Source organism: Streptomyces sp. NPDC043854 (assembly GCF_056436005.1).
In genome coordinates this window covers 140,288-155,601 of the sequence record NZ_JBWKDK010000003.1, presented here as the reverse complement: position 1 = coordinate 155,601, position 15,314 = coordinate 140,288, and the positions used below count along the sequence as shown (strand labels likewise).

The window sequence follows — 15,314 nt, the reverse complement described above, 5'->3', positions numbered from 1 at the left end:
CGTGACGGATTCCGCCTCCCGCGCGGGTACGGCGCCTCCGGGGCGGCCCGGGACCGCCGCCCTCACCCGGAGCCTCGGCTTCCGGGGCCGTCGTCGGGGCGGCGGTCGCCGCCGGCGGCGGGGGTCGTCGGGGCGGCCCCGCAGACGCTGTCGGTCCCGGCGGCTAGCCTGCCTGCATGGGTCTGAATACATCGGCCGACGCGCCGCTGCCGGTCGGCCAGGTGTCCCGGCTCATCGGGGGCTGGATCGACCGGCTCGGCCAGGTCTGGGTGGAGGGGCAGATCACGCAGCTCTCGCGGCGTCCGGGGGCGGGGGTGGTCTTCCTGACGCTGCGCGACCCCTCGCACGACATCTCGATCGGCGTGACCTGCTTCCGGCAGGTCTACGAGGAGGTGGCGGACGCGGTCACGGAGGGCTCGCGGGTGGTCGTGCTGGCCAAGCCCGAGTGGTACGCCCCGCGCGGCCAGCTGTCCCTGCGGGCCGCCGAGATACGGCCCGTCGGCATCGGCGAGCTGCTCGCCCGGCTGGAGCGGCTCAAGCGCTCGCTGGCCGCCGAGGGCCTGTTCGCGCTGGACCGCAAGAAGCCGCTGCCGTTCCTGCCGCAGCTGATCGGGCTGGTGGTGGGGCGGGCCTCGGCGGCCGAGCGGGACGTGCTGGAGAACGCCCGGCGCCGCTGGCCGGCGGTCCGCTTCGAGGTGCGCAACGTCGCCGTGCAGGGGATCCACGCGGTGCCCCAGGTGATCCAGGCGGTCAAGGAGCTCGACGCCCTGGACGAGGTCGACGTGATCATCGTGGCGCGCGGCGGCGGCAGCGTGGAGGACCTGCTGCCGTTCTCCGACGAGGAGGTCGTACGGGCGGTCGCGGCGGCCCGTACACCGGTGGTCTCGGCGATCGGGCACGAGCCGGACTCGCCGCTGCTGGACCTGGTCGCCGACCTGCGCGCCTCCACCCCGACGGACGCGGCGAAGAAGGTGGTGCCGGACGTCGGGGAGGAGCTGGAGCGGGTGCGCCAGTTCCAGGAGCGGGGGCTGCGCGCGGTGCGCGCCCTGCTCGACCGGGAGGAGCGGGGGCTCGCGCACGCGCTGGCGCGGCCGGTGTTCGTCCACCCGCAGCGGATGGTGGAGACCCGCCAGGACGAGCTGGAGTCCCTGCTGGGGCGCAGCCGGCGCACGCTGGGGCACCTGCTGGACCGGGCGGACTCGGAGCTCGCGCACACCCTGGCCCGGGTGGTCGCGCTGTCGCCGGCGGCGACGCTGGAGCGGGGGTACGCGGTGCTCCAGCGCGCGGACGGGCACGTGGTGCGCTCGCCGCAGGAGGTGGCTCCGGACGAGGTGCTGCGGGCGCGGGTGGCCGAGGGCGAGTTCTCGGTACGGGTCGCGGAGCTCTCGGAGCGGACATGACACATTTTCCCGTCGCATTGGCGGGCACGACATCGGAGGCGGTACAGGAATGACGGAAACCGATACCTCGTTGGGGTACGAGCAGGCCCGCGACGAGCTCGTCGAGGTCGTCCGGAGGCTGGAGGCCGGCGGCATCTCCCTGGAGGAGTCGCTCGCGCTCTGGGAGCGGGGCGAGGAGCTCGCGAAGGTCTGCCGCCACTGGCTGGAGGGCGCCCGCGCCCGCCTGGACTCGGCGCTCGCGGCCCGCGAGGCGGCGACCGAGGCGCAGGAGGGCCGGGAGGGGCGGGAGGCGTGATCCACGCCACTCCCGGCCGGATTTAGTTGAAAGTTCGACTAACTCGGCCGTAGAGTCGGTGGCGACGCTCCACCCCCGCATGGAAGAAGGCTTTCCGATGTCCCTCGTTCTCGACACCGCCGCCCAGGACCTGCTGTTCCGCGAGGCCCGCACCACCAGCGCGTTCTCGGACGAGCCGGTGACCGAGGAGCAGGTCCAGGCGATCTACGACCTGGTCAAGTACGGCCCCACCGCCTTCAACTCGACGCCGCTGCGCGTCACCCTGGTCCGCTCCCCCGAGGCCCGCCGGCGCCTGGTGGAGCTGATGGACGAGGGCAACCAGGCCAAGACCGCCGCCGCGCCGCTGGTCGCGATCCTCTCCGCGGACAACGAGTTCCACGAGGAGCTGCCCACCCTGCTGCCGCACTTCCCGCAGGCCAAGGACGTCTTCTTCAGCGAGCGCCCGGCCCGCGAGCGGTCCGCGCTGATGAACTCCGCCATGCAGGCCGCCTACTTCATCGTGGGCGTCCGCGCCGCGGGCCTGGCCGCGGGCCCGATGGGCGGCTTCGACCACGTAGGCATCCAGAAGGAGTTCCTGGACGACGACCACACCCCGCTGATGGTCGTCAACATCGGCAAGGCCGAGGGCGAGGTCGCGCACCCCCGCGGCCCGCGTCTGACCGCCGACGAGGTCATCACCACCGTCTGAGCCGTCGGACGGTCACGCACAACGCGCACAACACGCACAAAAGGCCGTGCGCCCCGGGACTCCGGGGCGCACGGCCTTTTCACCGTTCCGTGTGGTGTGCAGGGCGCCGTTCCGCGGGGTGCGCAGGGCGCACCGGGGGTCACCGGCCCTGCTTGAACTCCAGGGCCGCCGCCATCTTGCCGAGGTCCTCGAACGGGGCCGTCCCGGTCACCACCGTGACGTGGCCCTGCTCGCGCCGCACGAGGGCGTCGTACTTCTCGCCGTCCCAGCGCTCCCACGCCGCGTCGCCGACCTGCTGCATCTGCCCGGTCGCCTCAGCCTTCTGGGTGACCTTGGAGAGGTACTTGGGTGAGACGTCGCTGGACTGCTCGACGGCCACGTACTGGCCGCCCGGGTCCAGGAAGCCCAGGTGCCAGGCGTGGGAGTCCTTGCGGTCGAAGGTGACCGACGTCGCCCGCCACTCGGCCGGCAGCCCCACCGGCGCCCCGATCGGGTACGGCGCCGCACGCCGGGCCGTGATCGTCTCCACGCGGTAGTCCACCACGTGCGTGGGATCGGCTTTGTCGTCGTGCGGGATGAAAATGTAGATCACCGCCACGACGATGCCGATCACCGCCAGCGACCGGACCATGTCCCAGACCGTCTGCTTGCCCTTCATACCTGCCACGCCACCATCGTCCCCCATGGCTCCGGGCGATCACCGCCGGGGTGGGCGCGGCGCACGGACGCCCGTCCGCAAGGTCTCCGCACGCCCGTCCGCACGGGCCGCACGCGCGTCCCCACGGCCTCCGCACGCCCTCCGCAGAGCCTCTGCGAGCCCTCCGCAAGACGTTCGCTCAGGACAACCGCCTGACCGATAATCCGCTCATACGTGACCCGCCCTGCTCAGTTTGTCGACGTAGCGATAGAGTTCGAGCACCCTCACCTTCCCGGCCGTCGTCGTACAGAAAGGTGCGCTCCGATGACCGAGCACAACCTGCCGCCCCAGCTCGAAGTCGCCCCCGAGGCACCCGACCGCAACCTCGCCCTGGAGCTCGTCCGGGTGACCGAGGCCGCGGCCATGGCCGCGGGCCGGTGGGTCGGACGCGGGGACAAGATCGGCGCCGACGGCGCCGCGGTCAATGCGATGCGGACCCTGATCTCCACCGTCTCGATGAACGGCGTCGTCGTCATCGGCGAGGGCGAGAAGGACGAAGCCCCGATGCTCTACAACGGCGAGCGGGTCGGCGACGGCACCGGCGCCGAGGTCGACATCGCCGTGGACCCGATCGACGGCACCACCCTGAACGCCAAGGGCATGCCGAACGCCATCGCCGTCCTGGCCGCCGCCGACCGCGGCACCATGTTCGACCCCTCCGCGGTCTTCTACATGGACAAGCTGGTCACCGGCCCCGAGGCCGCCGACTTCGTCGACATCAACGCCCCCGTGTCGGTCAACATCCGCCGGGTCGCCAAGGCCAAGGGCATGGCCGTCGAGGACGTCACCGTGGTCATCCTGGACCGCCCCCGCCACGAGGGCATCGTCAAGGAGATCCGCGAGACCGGCGCCCGGATCAAGTTCATCTCCGACGGCGACGTCGCGGGCTCGGTCATGGCGGTGCGCGAGGGTACCGGCGTGGACATGCTGATGGGAATCGGCGGCACCCCGGAGGGCATCATCTCGGCCTGCGCCATCAAGTGCCTGGGCGGTGTCATCCAGGGCAAGCTGTGGCCGAAGGACGACGCCGAGCGGCAGAAGGCCGTCGACGCGGGCCACGACCTGGACCGGGTCCTGCACACCAACGACCTGGTGTCCGGCGAGAACGTCTTCTTCGTCGCCACCGGCATCACGGACGGCGAGCTGCTGCGCGGCGTCCGCTACCGCTCGGAGACCGCGACCACGTCCTCCCTGGTCATGCGCTCGAAGTCCGGCACGATCCGGCAGATCGACTCCACGCACCGCCTGTCGAAGCTGCGCGCGTACAGCGCCATCGACTTCGACCGCGCGAAGTAGGAGACCGGATCCCGGATCCGGAAGGCCCCCATCCGGGCCGCCGGGTCCGGGACTGCCGGACCCGGGGCTGCCGGGTACGAGCGCGTCCGGCCGGCGACTGCGCCGGCACAGCGAGAGGGGCGGTTCCCGTGTGCGGCGGGACCGCCCCTCTCGCATGCGCGCGTACGGTCACGGCCCCCGGCCGTCCGACGCCCGCCCGTACGGGCCTCAGCCCGCGGCGGCTATCGGCCCGGCCCCCGGCCCCGTCTGGCGCAATTCCGCCGCCCGCCGCCGGCGCCGGGCCAGCACCACCCGGCGCTCGGCCGCGGTGAGCCCGCCCCACACCCCGTACGGCTCGGGCTGGAGCAGGGCGTGCTCGCGGCAGGCGACCATCACCGGACAGCGGGCGCAGACCCGCTTCGCAGCCTCCTCGCGGGACAGGCGGGCCGCCGTGGGCTCCTTGGACGGGGCGAAGAACAGTCCCGCCTCGTCCCGCCGGCACACCGCCTCCGCGTGCCACGGGCCGTCATCCTCCCGCGCAGGCACCCGCGCCTTCGGCACGGCGGCCGGACGTGCCTGAAGGGTCTGTACGGCGGCTACCTGCAGGGACTGATGCGGCGGATGCTGCACGGTCTACTCCTGACGACGGATACGCAAGCGAGAGACGATGCACCTGTCCCTACCCGCTGTACGCGCCCCTATGCACTGCGTGCGGCGCCCCCGGCGCTCCGGGAAAACTCGACCGAAATCCGACGCAGCAAGAGGGCGCGGCTGCGCGGGCGCGGCCGGGCCGTCGGCCGGCCGTCGACTGGCCCGTCGGCCCGGTCGTCGCTAGCCGGCAGCTAGCCGTGCAGGCGCTTGTGCAGTGTGTGGGCCAGGTCAACCAGGCGGGAGCCGACCTTGGGGCGGGCCTCGATGTTGCCCAGCAGGGCGAAGCCTCGGATGATCACTACCGGGGCGTTCGGGTCCGTGCCCGGCCGGCCCTCGCCGTGGACCTCGAAATTGCCGAGGACACCGCTGCCGTGGCCGCGCAAGGTGACGTTTTCCGGGACCAGGATCTCCACGTTCCCGAGCACGCACGCCACGTTGATCTCAGTGACCTGCTGCTCGAAAACGGCCCCGGTGAGGTCGATGGTGATGTCGCCCAGGACGGAGACCGCACGGGTCCGCGCGGCCGGCCGCCACCGCCCCTTGCGTGCGGAGCTGCTGCACACGGCGACCACCGTCTCGGCGGAGCCGGGCAGGCCCGCCGGTCCCGCCGGGGCGCGGCCCGCGGGGCCCGGCGCGTACGCGGACGAGGCCGGGGCGCCGCCGGGCGCGGGCAGGTCCCGCACCAGAAGGTCCAGCTCGGCGACGGTCTTCAGGGTGTACAGGGAGTCCAGGCGCTCGGAGTGCTCGTCCGGGGTCAGCCGGCCCTCGGCGAGCGCGTCGGACAGGATCTGCGCGATCCGGTCGCGGTCGGCGTCGGAGGCGCGCAGCCCGTCGGCGGCGGGGGCCGCGGGCGCGGCCGGCGCCACGGCCGGGGTGGCGGACGCGGCCGGCGCGGCGGGGGCGGCGGCGGGGTCTGCGGGGTGCTTTTCCATGTCCACGCCGACCAGCATAGCGAGACACGATAGATCGCGATAGTCGCTGGTGAGCCTTACCTCACAGACACATCCCCACAACGAGGTCCTACGCTGGTTGACCGCGCTGCCAAATCGGTCGTCAGCGCTGTCTGCCGAGTGAGGAATGGCCACACGATGCCGGAGTTCGCGTACACCGACCTGCTGCCCCTGGGCGAGGACACCACCCCCTACCGGCTGGTGACCTCCGAGGGCGTGTCCACCTTCGAGGCGGACGGACGCACCTTCCTCAAGGTCGAGCCGGAGGCGCTGCGCAAGCTCGCCGAGGAGGCCATCCACGACATCCAGCACTTCCTGCGCCCGGCCCACCTCGCGCAGCTGCGGCGGATCATCGACGACCCCGAGGCCTCCGCGAACGACAAGTTCGTCGCCTTGGACCTCCTGAAGAACGCGAACATCGCGGCGGCCGGCGTGCTGCCGATGTGCCAGGACACGGGCACGGCGATCGTCATGGGCAAGCGCGGCCAGAACGTCCTCACCGAGGGCGGCGACGAGGAAGCCCTCTCCCGCGGCATCTACGACGCGTACACGAAGCTGAACCTGCGCTACTCGCAGATGGCCCCGCTGACCATGTGGGAGGAGAAGAACACCGGCTCGAACCTGCCCGCGCAGATCGAGCTGTACGCGACCGACGGCGGCGCGTACAAGTTCCTCTTCATGGCCAAGGGCGGCGGCTCCGCCAACAAGTCCTTCCTCTACCAGGAGACCAAGGCGGTCCTCAACGAGGCCTCCATGATGAAGTTCCTGGAGGAGAAGATCCGCTCGCTCGGCACGGCGGCCTGCCCGCCGTACCACCTGGCGATCGTCGTCGGCGGCACGTCCGCCGAGCACGCGTTGAAGACCGCCAAGTACGCCTCCGCCCACTACCTGGACGAGCTCCCGACCGAGGGCTCCCCGCTCGGCCACGGCTTCCGCGACACCGACCTGGAGGAGAAGGTCTTCGAGCTCACCCAGAAGCTCGGCATCGGCGCCCAGTTCGGCGGCAAGTACTTCTGCCACGACGTCCGCGTGGTGCGCCTGCCCCGCCACGGCGCGTCCTGCCCCGTCGCCATCGCGGTCTCCTGCTCCGCCGACCGCCAGGCGGTCGCGAAGATCACCGCCGAGGGCGTCTTCCTGGAGCAGCTGGAGCGCGACCCGGCCCGCTTCCTCCCGGACACCACGGACGAGCACCTGGACGAGTCCTCGGACGTGGTCTCCATCGACCTGAACCAGCCGATGGACGACATCCTGGCCGAGCTGACCAAGCACCCGGTCAAGACCCGCCTCTCCCTCACCGGCCCGCTGGTCGTGGCCCGCGACATCGCCCACGCGAAGATCAAGGAGCGGCTGGACGCGGGCGAGGACATGCCGCAGTACCTCAAGGACCACCCCGTCTACTACGCCGGCCCGGCGAAGACCCCCGAGGGCTACGCCTCGGGCTCCTTCGGCCCGACCACGGCCGGCCGCATGGACTCGTACGTCGAGCAGTTCCAGGCGGCGGGCGGCTCCAAGGTCATGCTGGCCAAGGGCAACCGCTCGCAGCAGGTGACCACCGCCTGCGGCGCGCACGGCGGCTTCTACCTCGGCTCGATCGGCGGCCCCGCCGCCCGCCTCGCCCAGGACTGCATCAAGAAGGTCGAGGTCGTCGAGTACGAGGAGCTCGGCATGGAGGCGGTCTGGAAGATCGAGGTCGAGGACTTCCCGGCGTTCATCGTCGTGGACGACAAGGGCAACGACTTCTTCCAGAACCCGGCCCCCGAGCCCACCTTCACCCACATCCCGGTCCGCGGCCCCGGCCTGGCCTGACCGGTAGCGGCACCCGTCGAGAGCCCCCGGCACCCGCCGAGGGCTCTCGGCCCGCCCAGTGGTCTCGCGTCCGGTCGGATCCGAGACCGGTCGACCCGGGCCCGCGGCCCGGAGCGTTCCGGTTCAGTCGATCGGTTTGCCCTTGTGGACACCGTCGACGCAAACCCACGAACCTGTGGTCGACTCATACTCCACGGAACCGCCGCCGTCCATGCACGTCTGCCCGTCGATGGTCGGCACAGCAGCCTGTGCGACGTGGGCCACGGTGCCGAGAGCGGCAAGCACGACGGCGGCGATGAACCCGATGAATTGTCTACGCATCGGAGACCTCCGATAAGGACGACGACACGGTCCTCACCAGCTTCACGCTGCACCGCGGACAGGTGCGCACCCCATTGCTCCATTCGGGTGACGGCTGCATGTCCCGTCGTTTCAGGAGGGACACTCCCGACACGCGTGCCCGAGGGGCGTTCGCGCACGTGCGGGGGCAGCCTGGTGCCATGGAGAACAAGCCCGCCGTAGTCATATCGCCACCGGATGACATCGGCTTGCGGAAAGTCGTGATCGACGGCAAGACCGAGGGCAACGTGCGGGGCCCTGGCGAACTGCAGAAGGTATTGAACCGTGCCGGCGTGGGACCCAAGTTCCACATCGAATGGCGCGGGGGAGACAGTACCGTCTGGCCAGCCCTCAAGGGTGGACGACGGATCACCGTCATGGCGGCCGGGTTCCTGTCGACTGCCGCCGTTTGCGGCTGGATAGGCTTTCATGACACCTTTGACGCCCTCAGCTTCGCTGGTCGGGTGACGGGATTCATCTTCCTGGCCATGGCCGTCGTGGAGGCACTCGCCTTCGCAGCAGTTTTTGACTACTGGGGCAAGCGGAAGATAAAGGCCTCAGGGCCTGCCCTTCTGGTCGGAGCATCGGTCGAGTTCCTAGTCGGTGTGGTGCTGCTCTGGATGCACTTCAAGTACAGGGGCTGGACGTACACGCCATACCTGCTGCTCTGGACAGCCATCATGGCCTGCTCGGTGTACTCCTTGGTCGCGATGATCAAGCGCCGGGCATGGAGAACACTGCGCTACCCCGGTCGAATTGCGATCGGAGCGGTTGGTTCCACTCTCCTCGTCATCACCAACTTGGCGTATACGCAGGTCTACGTTCCCTCTGTGTCACGCCCATTGGTGCAGGCCTCCGCCGAGCTCGGAAAGCCGAGTTTCGACAGGAACGAGATGTATCTGCGGGTCCGCTTGCGACTCAAGAACTCCGGTCAGGTTCCGGTCCACATCATCGGCAGCATCTACTGGATCCACGCCAAGCTCGCGAGCGACCCGAAAGACAAGTACAAATTGCTCAAACCTGGCGAACTAATCAGGCCGCCAGGGCGGGAATTGGGCCCGGAGGAGGAAATCTCCCAGGATGTGGTCGTTGAAATCAAAAATCCCAAAGGGATGACCTACGAAGCGATCGCGGCTCAGGTCGAGGCTTGGGCCATCAGGCACGACAGGATGAAAATGGCCGCCGATTTCGAAAAATCCGGGACGTGGCGGGGGAAGCTCGTGAAACAAGGCAAGGACGACGAGCCCCAGGCGCCGCCGCCGACCCACAGGGAGTACTTCAGGTACCAGGCGGACATCTCCAACAGCAGTGAGCTCCTGAACGTGACCCGAGGCCGGGAACGCGTGACGGTGTGGTGGCTGTACCGCCAGAAGCCTGCTCTTTATGTGGATGTCTCCAGGCCGGGCGACAGTAAGCCCTTCAACCTCGTTGATCCCGAGAAGCAACGACAGGCCAACGATAGATACGGTCTGACACACGTGCGCGGCTCCATGGCCCAAACACCGTTCGCGCAACTCCTGAAGGAAGCTCAGGAACAGCGCCCGCTCTGACCCGCCGGCGGCCCGCTCTCCTGCGGACCGCGGCCGGTCCGCAGCCGGTCGATCAGCTCGGCCTCGACCGGGGTTGCGTCGAGGCCGTGGTGCCGGGCCTCGACCAGCTCGCGCAGGGTCAGGCCGAACACCTCGCGTACGGCCTTGAGGGGCGCCCCGTCCGGGCCGCCGACGGCTACGCGGACCGTGCCCTCCTCGGCGACGATCCGCTCCCGTACCCAGGGCGGCGGCGGGCCCCAGCCCCGGCCACAGGCCTGAGTGCCGTAGGCGGAGCAGTACTCCTGCTCCTCCCAGCGCAGGCGCCCGTCCACGATGAGCTGCCGCGCCTCGTGGCAGGAGGGGCAGGGCTCGCAGTGGAGTGTCATCAGGTGTTCGGCCACCTGTGGATGATGCGGTACCGGCCGCTCCATCGCAGCCGGTTAACGTCTCCCCTATGACACAGCTGCTCCCCACCGCCCGCGACGTGCGGGTCATCGCCCACCGCGGGGCCTCCCACGAGCACCCCGAGCACACCCTCGCCGCGTACCGGCAGGCCATCGCCGACGGCGCGGACGCGCTGGAGTGCGATGTGCGGCTGACCGCCGACGGGCGGCTGGTGTGCGTGCACGACCGGACGGTGGAGCGCACCTCGGACGGGCGCGGGGTCGTCTCCGCGATGACGTACGAGCAGCTCACCGCGCTCGACTTCGGCGGCTGGAAGGGCGAGGAGCACCGGGGGGCGCAGGTGCTGCTCTTCGAGGACCTGCTGAAGGAGGCGCTGGCCGCGGACCGGCCCGTCGGGCTGGCCGTCGAGACCAAGCACCCCACCCGGGCCGGCGGCCGGCTGGAGGCCGAGCTGGTGCGGGTGCTGAAGGACCACGGGCTCGCCGACGGCGCCGACGGCCTCGTCGAGGTGATGAGCTTCTCGCGGAACGCGCTGGTCAGGATGAACCGGCTCGCGCCCGGGCTGCCGGCCGTGTACCTGATCGAGCGGGCCGTGCGGCCGCCGCGGCCGCCGTTCGCGGGGCATGCCGGGCCGGGGATCGACCTGGTGCGGCGGGATCCGGGGCTGGTGGCGCGGCTGAAGGCCAAGGGGCTGCGGGTGCGGGTGTGGACCGTGGACGAGTTCGAGGACGTCGAGCTGTGCCTGCGGCTCGGGGTGGAGACGATCATCACCAACCGGCCGCGCGAGGTGCGGGAGTACGTCAACGCCCGCTGAAACCGGTGTGTGCTCCGCCGATCGGCGGACGGCCGCTGTCCGGGCTCCCGACGGGGCTTGTCCCGTGGGGAAGATCCGCGGCACGGTCCTGTCCGCCGCCGCTGAACCGCTGCGCGCCGTTGGACCGCTGCCCGCATGAGAACACCCGGCCTGGTCGTCCGGCCGGGTGTGGGGGTCGTACGGGGGAAGTGGCGGTCAGGCGAAGCGCTGGTTGGCGGAGCCGTTGCAGGGCTGGAGCCGGAGGGGGTCCTTGGCCGCGCCGAGCGTCAGGCACATGCCGGTCGCGGCGGCCGGGCGGACGGTGGCGCCGTCGCGGACGAACTTCTGGTTGGCGCCGCCGTGGCAGTTCCACAGGATCAGGCCGGTGCCGGCCCCGTAGGCGCCGCCGGGGGCGTCCAGGCAGCGGTCGTGGGTGAGCTCGGTGTGCAGCGACCGGCCCGCGGTGTCGTACCACCAGCCCTGGTTGCGGCCGCCGTGGCAGTCCCAGCCGATCACCTTGGTGTCGTTGGCGCTGGAGCCGCCGTTCGCGTCGAGGCAGGAGCCGGTGGCCTCGTTCCCCAGCGGCCGGTACAGGTCGTCCCAGGCCCCCGTCTGGAGGACGGGCGTGCCGGTGGACGCCGGGTCGGCGCAGGAGGCCTCGCGCAGGCCCGAGTCGTACAGCCGGGTCAGGCAGGACGCGAACGCGCCGTGGCCGCGGTGGTTGGGGTGGAAGGACTGGCGGGCGGTGTTCTCGTCCCACGGGAAGTGGTCGCCGAGGTCCAGGTAGAGGCCGCGGGCCCAGGTGTCCTCCATGCACACCTCGTGGCCGTGGAAGAGCCGCGAGTTGTCCAGGTAGATCGCACCGGAGTTGCGGGCTGCCTCCCGCATGCCCTTCTCGAAGGCGGGTACGGCGTGGTTGCGGCCCCAGGTGGCGTCGGAGTCGTAGCCGGCGCAGCCGCCCGGGAGCTTGCCCGGGAAGTTCGGGTTGTCGTAGAAGTCGGGGCCGATGGGGCTGGGGTAGCCCATGACGACCAGCTTGTAGTCGGAGTCGGCGTATCCGGCACCGCGCATGACCGTCTTCAGGTCGGCGACCGTGGCCTCGACCTTCGGCCGCAGCCCGTCCACGCGCGCCTGCCAGCCGGGGGCGTACTTCGGCTCGCAGGCGCCCTGGATGAGCACCCAGCGGGTGACGCAGTCGGTCATGACGGGGCCGAACTGGAGGTCGTCGTTGGCGCCGGCGACGAGCAGCACCAGCTTGATCCGGGTGTTGCGGGCCGTGATGGCGAGGCTGTCGCTCTGCACCAGCTCGTCGGCGTACTGCTTGCTGCCGCCGATGCGGATGTTGCCGGTGTACGCGCCCGAGCAGGCGGCGTTGAAGGTCAGGTCGGCCGGGATGCCGGTGCGGTGGATCGCGGCGTCGGGCGAGCGGTGGCACTGGTTGTTCGGCGTGTTGGTCGCGGGATCGTAGTTCCCGATGCCCTCGCCGGAAATCTCGCTGTCGCCGAGCGAGATCAGGCCGGTCTTGCGCTCGCCCATCGGGCGGATGGCCGGGTCGCCGTAGATCCGGGTGGCCTCGGCCGCCCGGACGGCCTCCAGTTCGGGCGGCAGGGGGGTGACGGCGCCGGAGGCCGCCGGCGCGACAGCGGGCGCAGCGGCCGGCGCGGCAGCCGGGAGCGCCGGGGCGGCCGCGTGGGCCAGGGGGGTGACGGCGGTGACGCCCCCGAGGGCGGCCGCGAACGCCGCGGCGGCGGCAACGGTACATCTGAGCCTGGGTGTCCTGCCTACACGTGTCATGTACGCCTCCCCAAGATGGTGTTACCGCCGGTATTTACTGCTCGGTAGGGGAGATGGGAACACTTCCAACCAGACAATTGCTCAACTTTTCGAGGAGGCCACGAACATGACGAACAATCAGCACGACGCCGGCCGGGGCCCGACCGGCCCGCACCGCATCGAGCACGACTCGATGGGCGAGGTGAAGGTCCCGGCCCACGCCAAGTGGCGGGCCCAGACCCAGCGCGCGGTGGAGAACTTCCCGCTCTCCGGGCAGCGCCTGGAGCGCGCCCACATCGAGGCGCTCGCCCGGATCAAGGCCGCCGCCGCGACGGTCAACGCCGAGCTGGGGGTACTCGACCGCGAGCTCGCCGAGGCCGTCGTCGCCGCCGCGGCCGAGGTGGCCGAGGGCCGCTGGGACGACCACTTCCCCGTGGACGTGTTCCAGACCGGGTCCGGGACCTCGTCCAACATGAACACCAACGAGGTGATCGCCACCCTGGCCGCCGAACGGCTCGGCCGCGAGGTGCACCCCAACGACCACGTCAACGCCTCGCAGAGCTCCAACGACGTGTTCCCGTCGTCCATCCACATCGCCGCGACCGCCGCCGTCACCCACGAGCTCATCCCCGCCCTGCGCCACCTCGAACTCGCCCTGGAGCGCAAGGCCGCCGCCTTCGCCGAGGTGGTCAAGGCCGGCCGGACCCACCTGATGGACGCCACACCGGTCACCCTGGGCCAGGAGTTCGGCGGGTACGCCGCCCAGGTCCGCCACGGCATCGAGCGGCTCGAGGCGGTCCTGCCCCGGCTGGCCGAACTGCCGCTGGGCGGGACCGCGGTGGGCACCGGGATCAACACTCCGGCGGGCTTCTCGGCCGACGTGATCGCCGAGGTGGCCGCCGCGACCGGACTGCCGCTGACCGAGGCCCGCAATCACTTCGAGGCCCAGGGCGCCCGCGACGCGCTGGTGGAGACCTCGGGCATGCTCCGCACGATCGCCGTGTCGCTCACCAAAATCTGCAACGACCTGCGCTGGATGGCCTCCGGGCCGCGCACCGGATTGGCCGAAATCAATCTCCCGGATCTCCAGCCGGGGTCCTCGATCATGCCCGGGAAGGTCAACCCGGTCGTCCCCGAGGCCGTACTGATGATCGCCGCGCAGGTGACCGGAAACGACACCGCGGTCGCGGTGGCGGGCGCCGCGGGCAACTTCGAGCTCAATGTGATGCTCCCCGTGATGGCCCGGAACCTGCTCGAGTCGATCCGCCTGCTGTCCTCCGCGTGCCGCCTGCTGGCCGACCGCACCATCGACGGCATCACCGCCAACGCGGCCCGGGCCAGGGAGTACGCCGAGTCCTCCCCCTCCGTGGTGACCCCGCTCAACCGGTACATCGGCTACGAGGAGGCGGCCAAGGTGGCCAAGCGGTCCCTCGCCGAGCGGAAGACGGTCAGGGAGGTCGTCCTGGAGTCCGGCTACGTCGACCGGGGCGACCTGACCCTGGAGCAGCTCGACGAGGCCCTCGACGTCCTGCGGATGACCCGGCCCTGAAATCCGTTCCGGCCGGGGGCCGGATCCAGTCGTGTCCCGTCCCCGAACACCTCCGTGACCTGCACCGCAGCGAGTACAGGCGCCCCAGCCCTAGTATCTGCGCATGACAGGTACCGGAGGCCGCGGGGGCGGCGGCGCACAGGGCAACCGCTGGCGGCCGGGGGAGCAGATCCTCTGGCGGTACCGCGACCACGCCCCGGGCCTGACGGGCGCGGTCCACATCTGCCGCCCGGTGACCGTGGTGCAGGACACCGCGGACCTGCTGGCCGTGTGGATGGCACCCGGCACCGAGTGCGTCAAGCCGGTGCTCGCCGACGGCACCCCCGTGCACGAGGAGCCGCTCGCCACCCGCTACACCGCGCCCCGCACCACCGTGCGCGCCCGCTGGTTCGGCACGGGCGTGCTGAAGCTGGCCCGGCCCGGGGACCCGTGGTCGGTGTGGCTGTTCTGGGAGCACGGCTGGCGGTTCAAGAGCTGGTACGTCAACCTCGAGGAGCCGCGGTCGCGCTGGGCCGGCGGGGTCGACTCCGTCGACCACTTCCTGGACATCTCCGTCTACCCGGACCGCACGTGGAAGTGGCGCGACGAGGACGAGTTCGCGCAGGCGCAGCGGGCCGGCCTGATGGACGCCGGACAGGCCCTGCGGGTACAGCGGGCCGGGCAGGACGCCCTGGACGTCGTCAAGGCGTGGGGGGCTCCGTTCTCGGACGGGTGGCAGGACTGGCGGCCCGATCCGGCCTGGGGCGTTCCGGCCCTGCCCGAGGGCTGGGACCGCACCCCGGCGCACATGACCTCATGAGACCCTTGATACGCCCCCGGGGTTGAACCGTAATATCTCCCTCCGCAAGGTCGCGTGCGGGTGCCGCACCCGGCCGCAGTGCCGTAAACGTCGTACCGGGCGCGGAACTTGACTGGAGGTCAACGGCCGGGCGAGAGGGTAACGTGCGGGTGGGGTCGCCGCCGACGAAGCCGGTGCGGGCGTCCCTCCGGACGAAGTATGGGGAGGAACCGCGGGGCGATGGTGTCCCCGCCGCTGAGCGGGTATACCGCGACTGACCGAGTTGAGTGCAGCGCACATCGAGCGCAGACGGACGGAATGCCACGCGTGACGGAGTACCCCACCTCGCAGGAGGGCCCGCAGCCTGCCGCGGCCGCCGCGGCACC

15 protein-coding genes are annotated in these 15,314 nt (G+C 71.0%); 9 read left to right on the top strand and 6 right to left on the bottom strand.

The genetic code is table 11. The features are described from left to right. Positions 1 to 176 precede the first annotated feature (176 nt). The 3 genes from xseA (at position 177) to AC068A_RS04230 (ending at position 2,383) form a co-directional block, all read left to right on the top strand. On the top strand, positions 177 to 1,400 hold the full coding sequence (gene xseA, locus AC068A_RS04240; protein WP_478580454.1) for an exodeoxyribonuclease VII large subunit: 1,224 nt from the start codon (positions 177 to 179) through the stop codon (positions 1,398 to 1,400). 49 nt (positions 1,401 to 1,449) lie between these two features. Next, a complete protein-coding gene (locus AC068A_RS04235) occupies positions 1,450 to 1,695 on the top strand; it encodes an exodeoxyribonuclease VII small subunit (RefSeq protein WP_478580451.1) in 246 nt (81 codons plus the stop codon). A gap of 97 nt (positions 1,696 to 1,792) precedes the next feature. After that, positions 1,793 to 2,383, top strand: a complete 591-nt coding sequence (locus AC068A_RS04230; protein WP_478580448.1) for a malonic semialdehyde reductase — start codon at positions 1,793 to 1,795, stop codon at positions 2,381 to 2,383. Positions 2,384 to 2,522: 139 nt separating this feature from the next. On the opposite strand, the gene AC068A_RS04225 is transcribed toward AC068A_RS04230, so the two are convergent. Then, the gene (locus AC068A_RS04225; RefSeq protein ID WP_478580861.1) at positions 2,523 to 3,041 is read right to left on the bottom strand and encodes a DUF4245 domain-containing protein; all 519 of its coding nucleotides are present in this window, start codon (positions 3,039 to 3,041) and stop codon (positions 2,523 to 2,525) included. A gap of 303 nt (positions 3,042 to 3,344) precedes the next feature. Between AC068A_RS04225 and glpX the strand changes: the two genes are divergently transcribed. Then, on the top strand, positions 3,345 to 4,376 hold the full coding sequence (glpX, locus tag AC068A_RS04220; protein WP_478580445.1) for a class II fructose-bisphosphatase: 1,032 nt from the start codon (positions 3,345 to 3,347) through the stop codon (positions 4,374 to 4,376). A 207-nt stretch (positions 4,377 to 4,583) separates the two neighbouring features. On the opposite strand, the gene AC068A_RS04215 is transcribed toward glpX, so the two are convergent. Next, positions 4,584 to 4,985: a WhiB family transcriptional regulator gene (locus tag AC068A_RS04215; protein WP_478580442.1), complete on the bottom strand. Its 402-nt coding sequence runs from the start codon at positions 4,983 to 4,985 to the stop codon at positions 4,584 to 4,586. A 212-nt stretch (positions 4,986 to 5,197) separates the two neighbouring features. Continuing rightward, positions 5,198 to 5,944: a DUF1707 SHOCT-like domain-containing protein gene (locus AC068A_RS04210; RefSeq protein ID WP_478580439.1), complete on the bottom strand. Its 747-nt coding sequence runs from the start codon at positions 5,942 to 5,944 to the stop codon at positions 5,198 to 5,200. A 150-nt stretch (positions 5,945 to 6,094) separates the two neighbouring features. On the opposite strand from AC068A_RS04210, the gene AC068A_RS04205 reads away from it, so the two are divergent. Next, positions 6,095 to 7,762: a fumarate hydratase gene (locus AC068A_RS04205; RefSeq protein WP_478580436.1), complete on the top strand. Its 1,668-nt coding sequence runs from the start codon at positions 6,095 to 6,097 to the stop codon at positions 7,760 to 7,762. Positions 7,763 to 7,885: 123 nt separating this feature from the next. Here AC068A_RS04205 and AC068A_RS04200 read toward each other — a convergent pair whose 3' ends face one another. Further along, positions 7,886 to 8,083 (bottom strand): hypothetical protein, encoded by a 198-nt coding sequence (locus tag AC068A_RS04200; RefSeq protein WP_478580433.1) that lies wholly within the window; start codon positions 8,081 to 8,083, stop codon positions 7,886 to 7,888. A gap of 179 nt (positions 8,084 to 8,262) precedes the next feature. Here AC068A_RS04200 and AC068A_RS04195 point away from each other — a divergent pair, with 179 nt between their 5' ends. After that, on the top strand, positions 8,263 to 9,651 hold the full coding sequence (locus tag AC068A_RS04195; protein ID WP_478580430.1) for a hypothetical protein: 1,389 nt from the start codon (positions 8,263 to 8,265) through the stop codon (positions 9,649 to 9,651). On the opposite strand, the gene AC068A_RS04190 is transcribed toward AC068A_RS04195, so the two are convergent. After that, positions 9,630 to 10,031 carry a hypothetical protein gene (locus AC068A_RS04190; RefSeq protein WP_478580427.1) on the bottom strand — a complete coding sequence of 134 codons (402 nt, stop codon included), beginning with the start codon at positions 10,029 to 10,031 and terminating at the stop codon, positions 9,630 to 9,632. The two genes, AC068A_RS04195 and AC068A_RS04190, sit on opposite strands and share 22 nt — an antisense overlap. A 53-nt stretch (positions 10,032 to 10,084) precedes the next feature. Here AC068A_RS04190 and AC068A_RS04185 point away from each other — a divergent pair, with 53 nt between their 5' ends. Further along, the gene (locus AC068A_RS04185) at positions 10,085 to 10,849 is read left to right on the top strand and encodes a glycerophosphodiester phosphodiesterase (RefSeq protein ID WP_478580424.1); all 765 of its coding nucleotides are present in this window, start codon (positions 10,085 to 10,087) and stop codon (positions 10,847 to 10,849) included. 195 nt (positions 10,850 to 11,044) lie between these two features. Here the strand turns inward: AC068A_RS04185 and AC068A_RS04180 are convergent, their stop codons facing one another. Then, positions 11,045 to 12,622 carry a ricin-type beta-trefoil lectin domain protein gene (locus AC068A_RS04180; protein ID WP_478580421.1) on the bottom strand — a complete coding sequence of 526 codons (1,578 nt, stop codon included), beginning with the start codon at positions 12,620 to 12,622 and terminating at the stop codon, positions 11,045 to 11,047. A gap of 106 nt (positions 12,623 to 12,728) precedes the next feature. On the opposite strand from AC068A_RS04180, the gene AC068A_RS04175 reads away from it, so the two are divergent. Then, complete coding sequence (locus AC068A_RS04175) at positions 12,729 to 14,150, top strand: class II fumarate hydratase (RefSeq protein ID WP_478580418.1); 1,422 nt, start codon at positions 12,729 to 12,731, stop codon at positions 14,148 to 14,150. Between the two features lie 103 nt (positions 14,151 to 14,253). Next, the gene (gene fomD / locus AC068A_RS04170) at positions 14,254 to 14,949 is read left to right on the top strand and encodes a cytidylyl-2-hydroxypropylphosphonate hydrolase (protein WP_478580415.1); all 696 of its coding nucleotides are present in this window, start codon (positions 14,254 to 14,256) and stop codon (positions 14,947 to 14,949) included. The last annotated feature ends 365 nt before the right edge of the window (positions 14,950 to 15,314 follow it).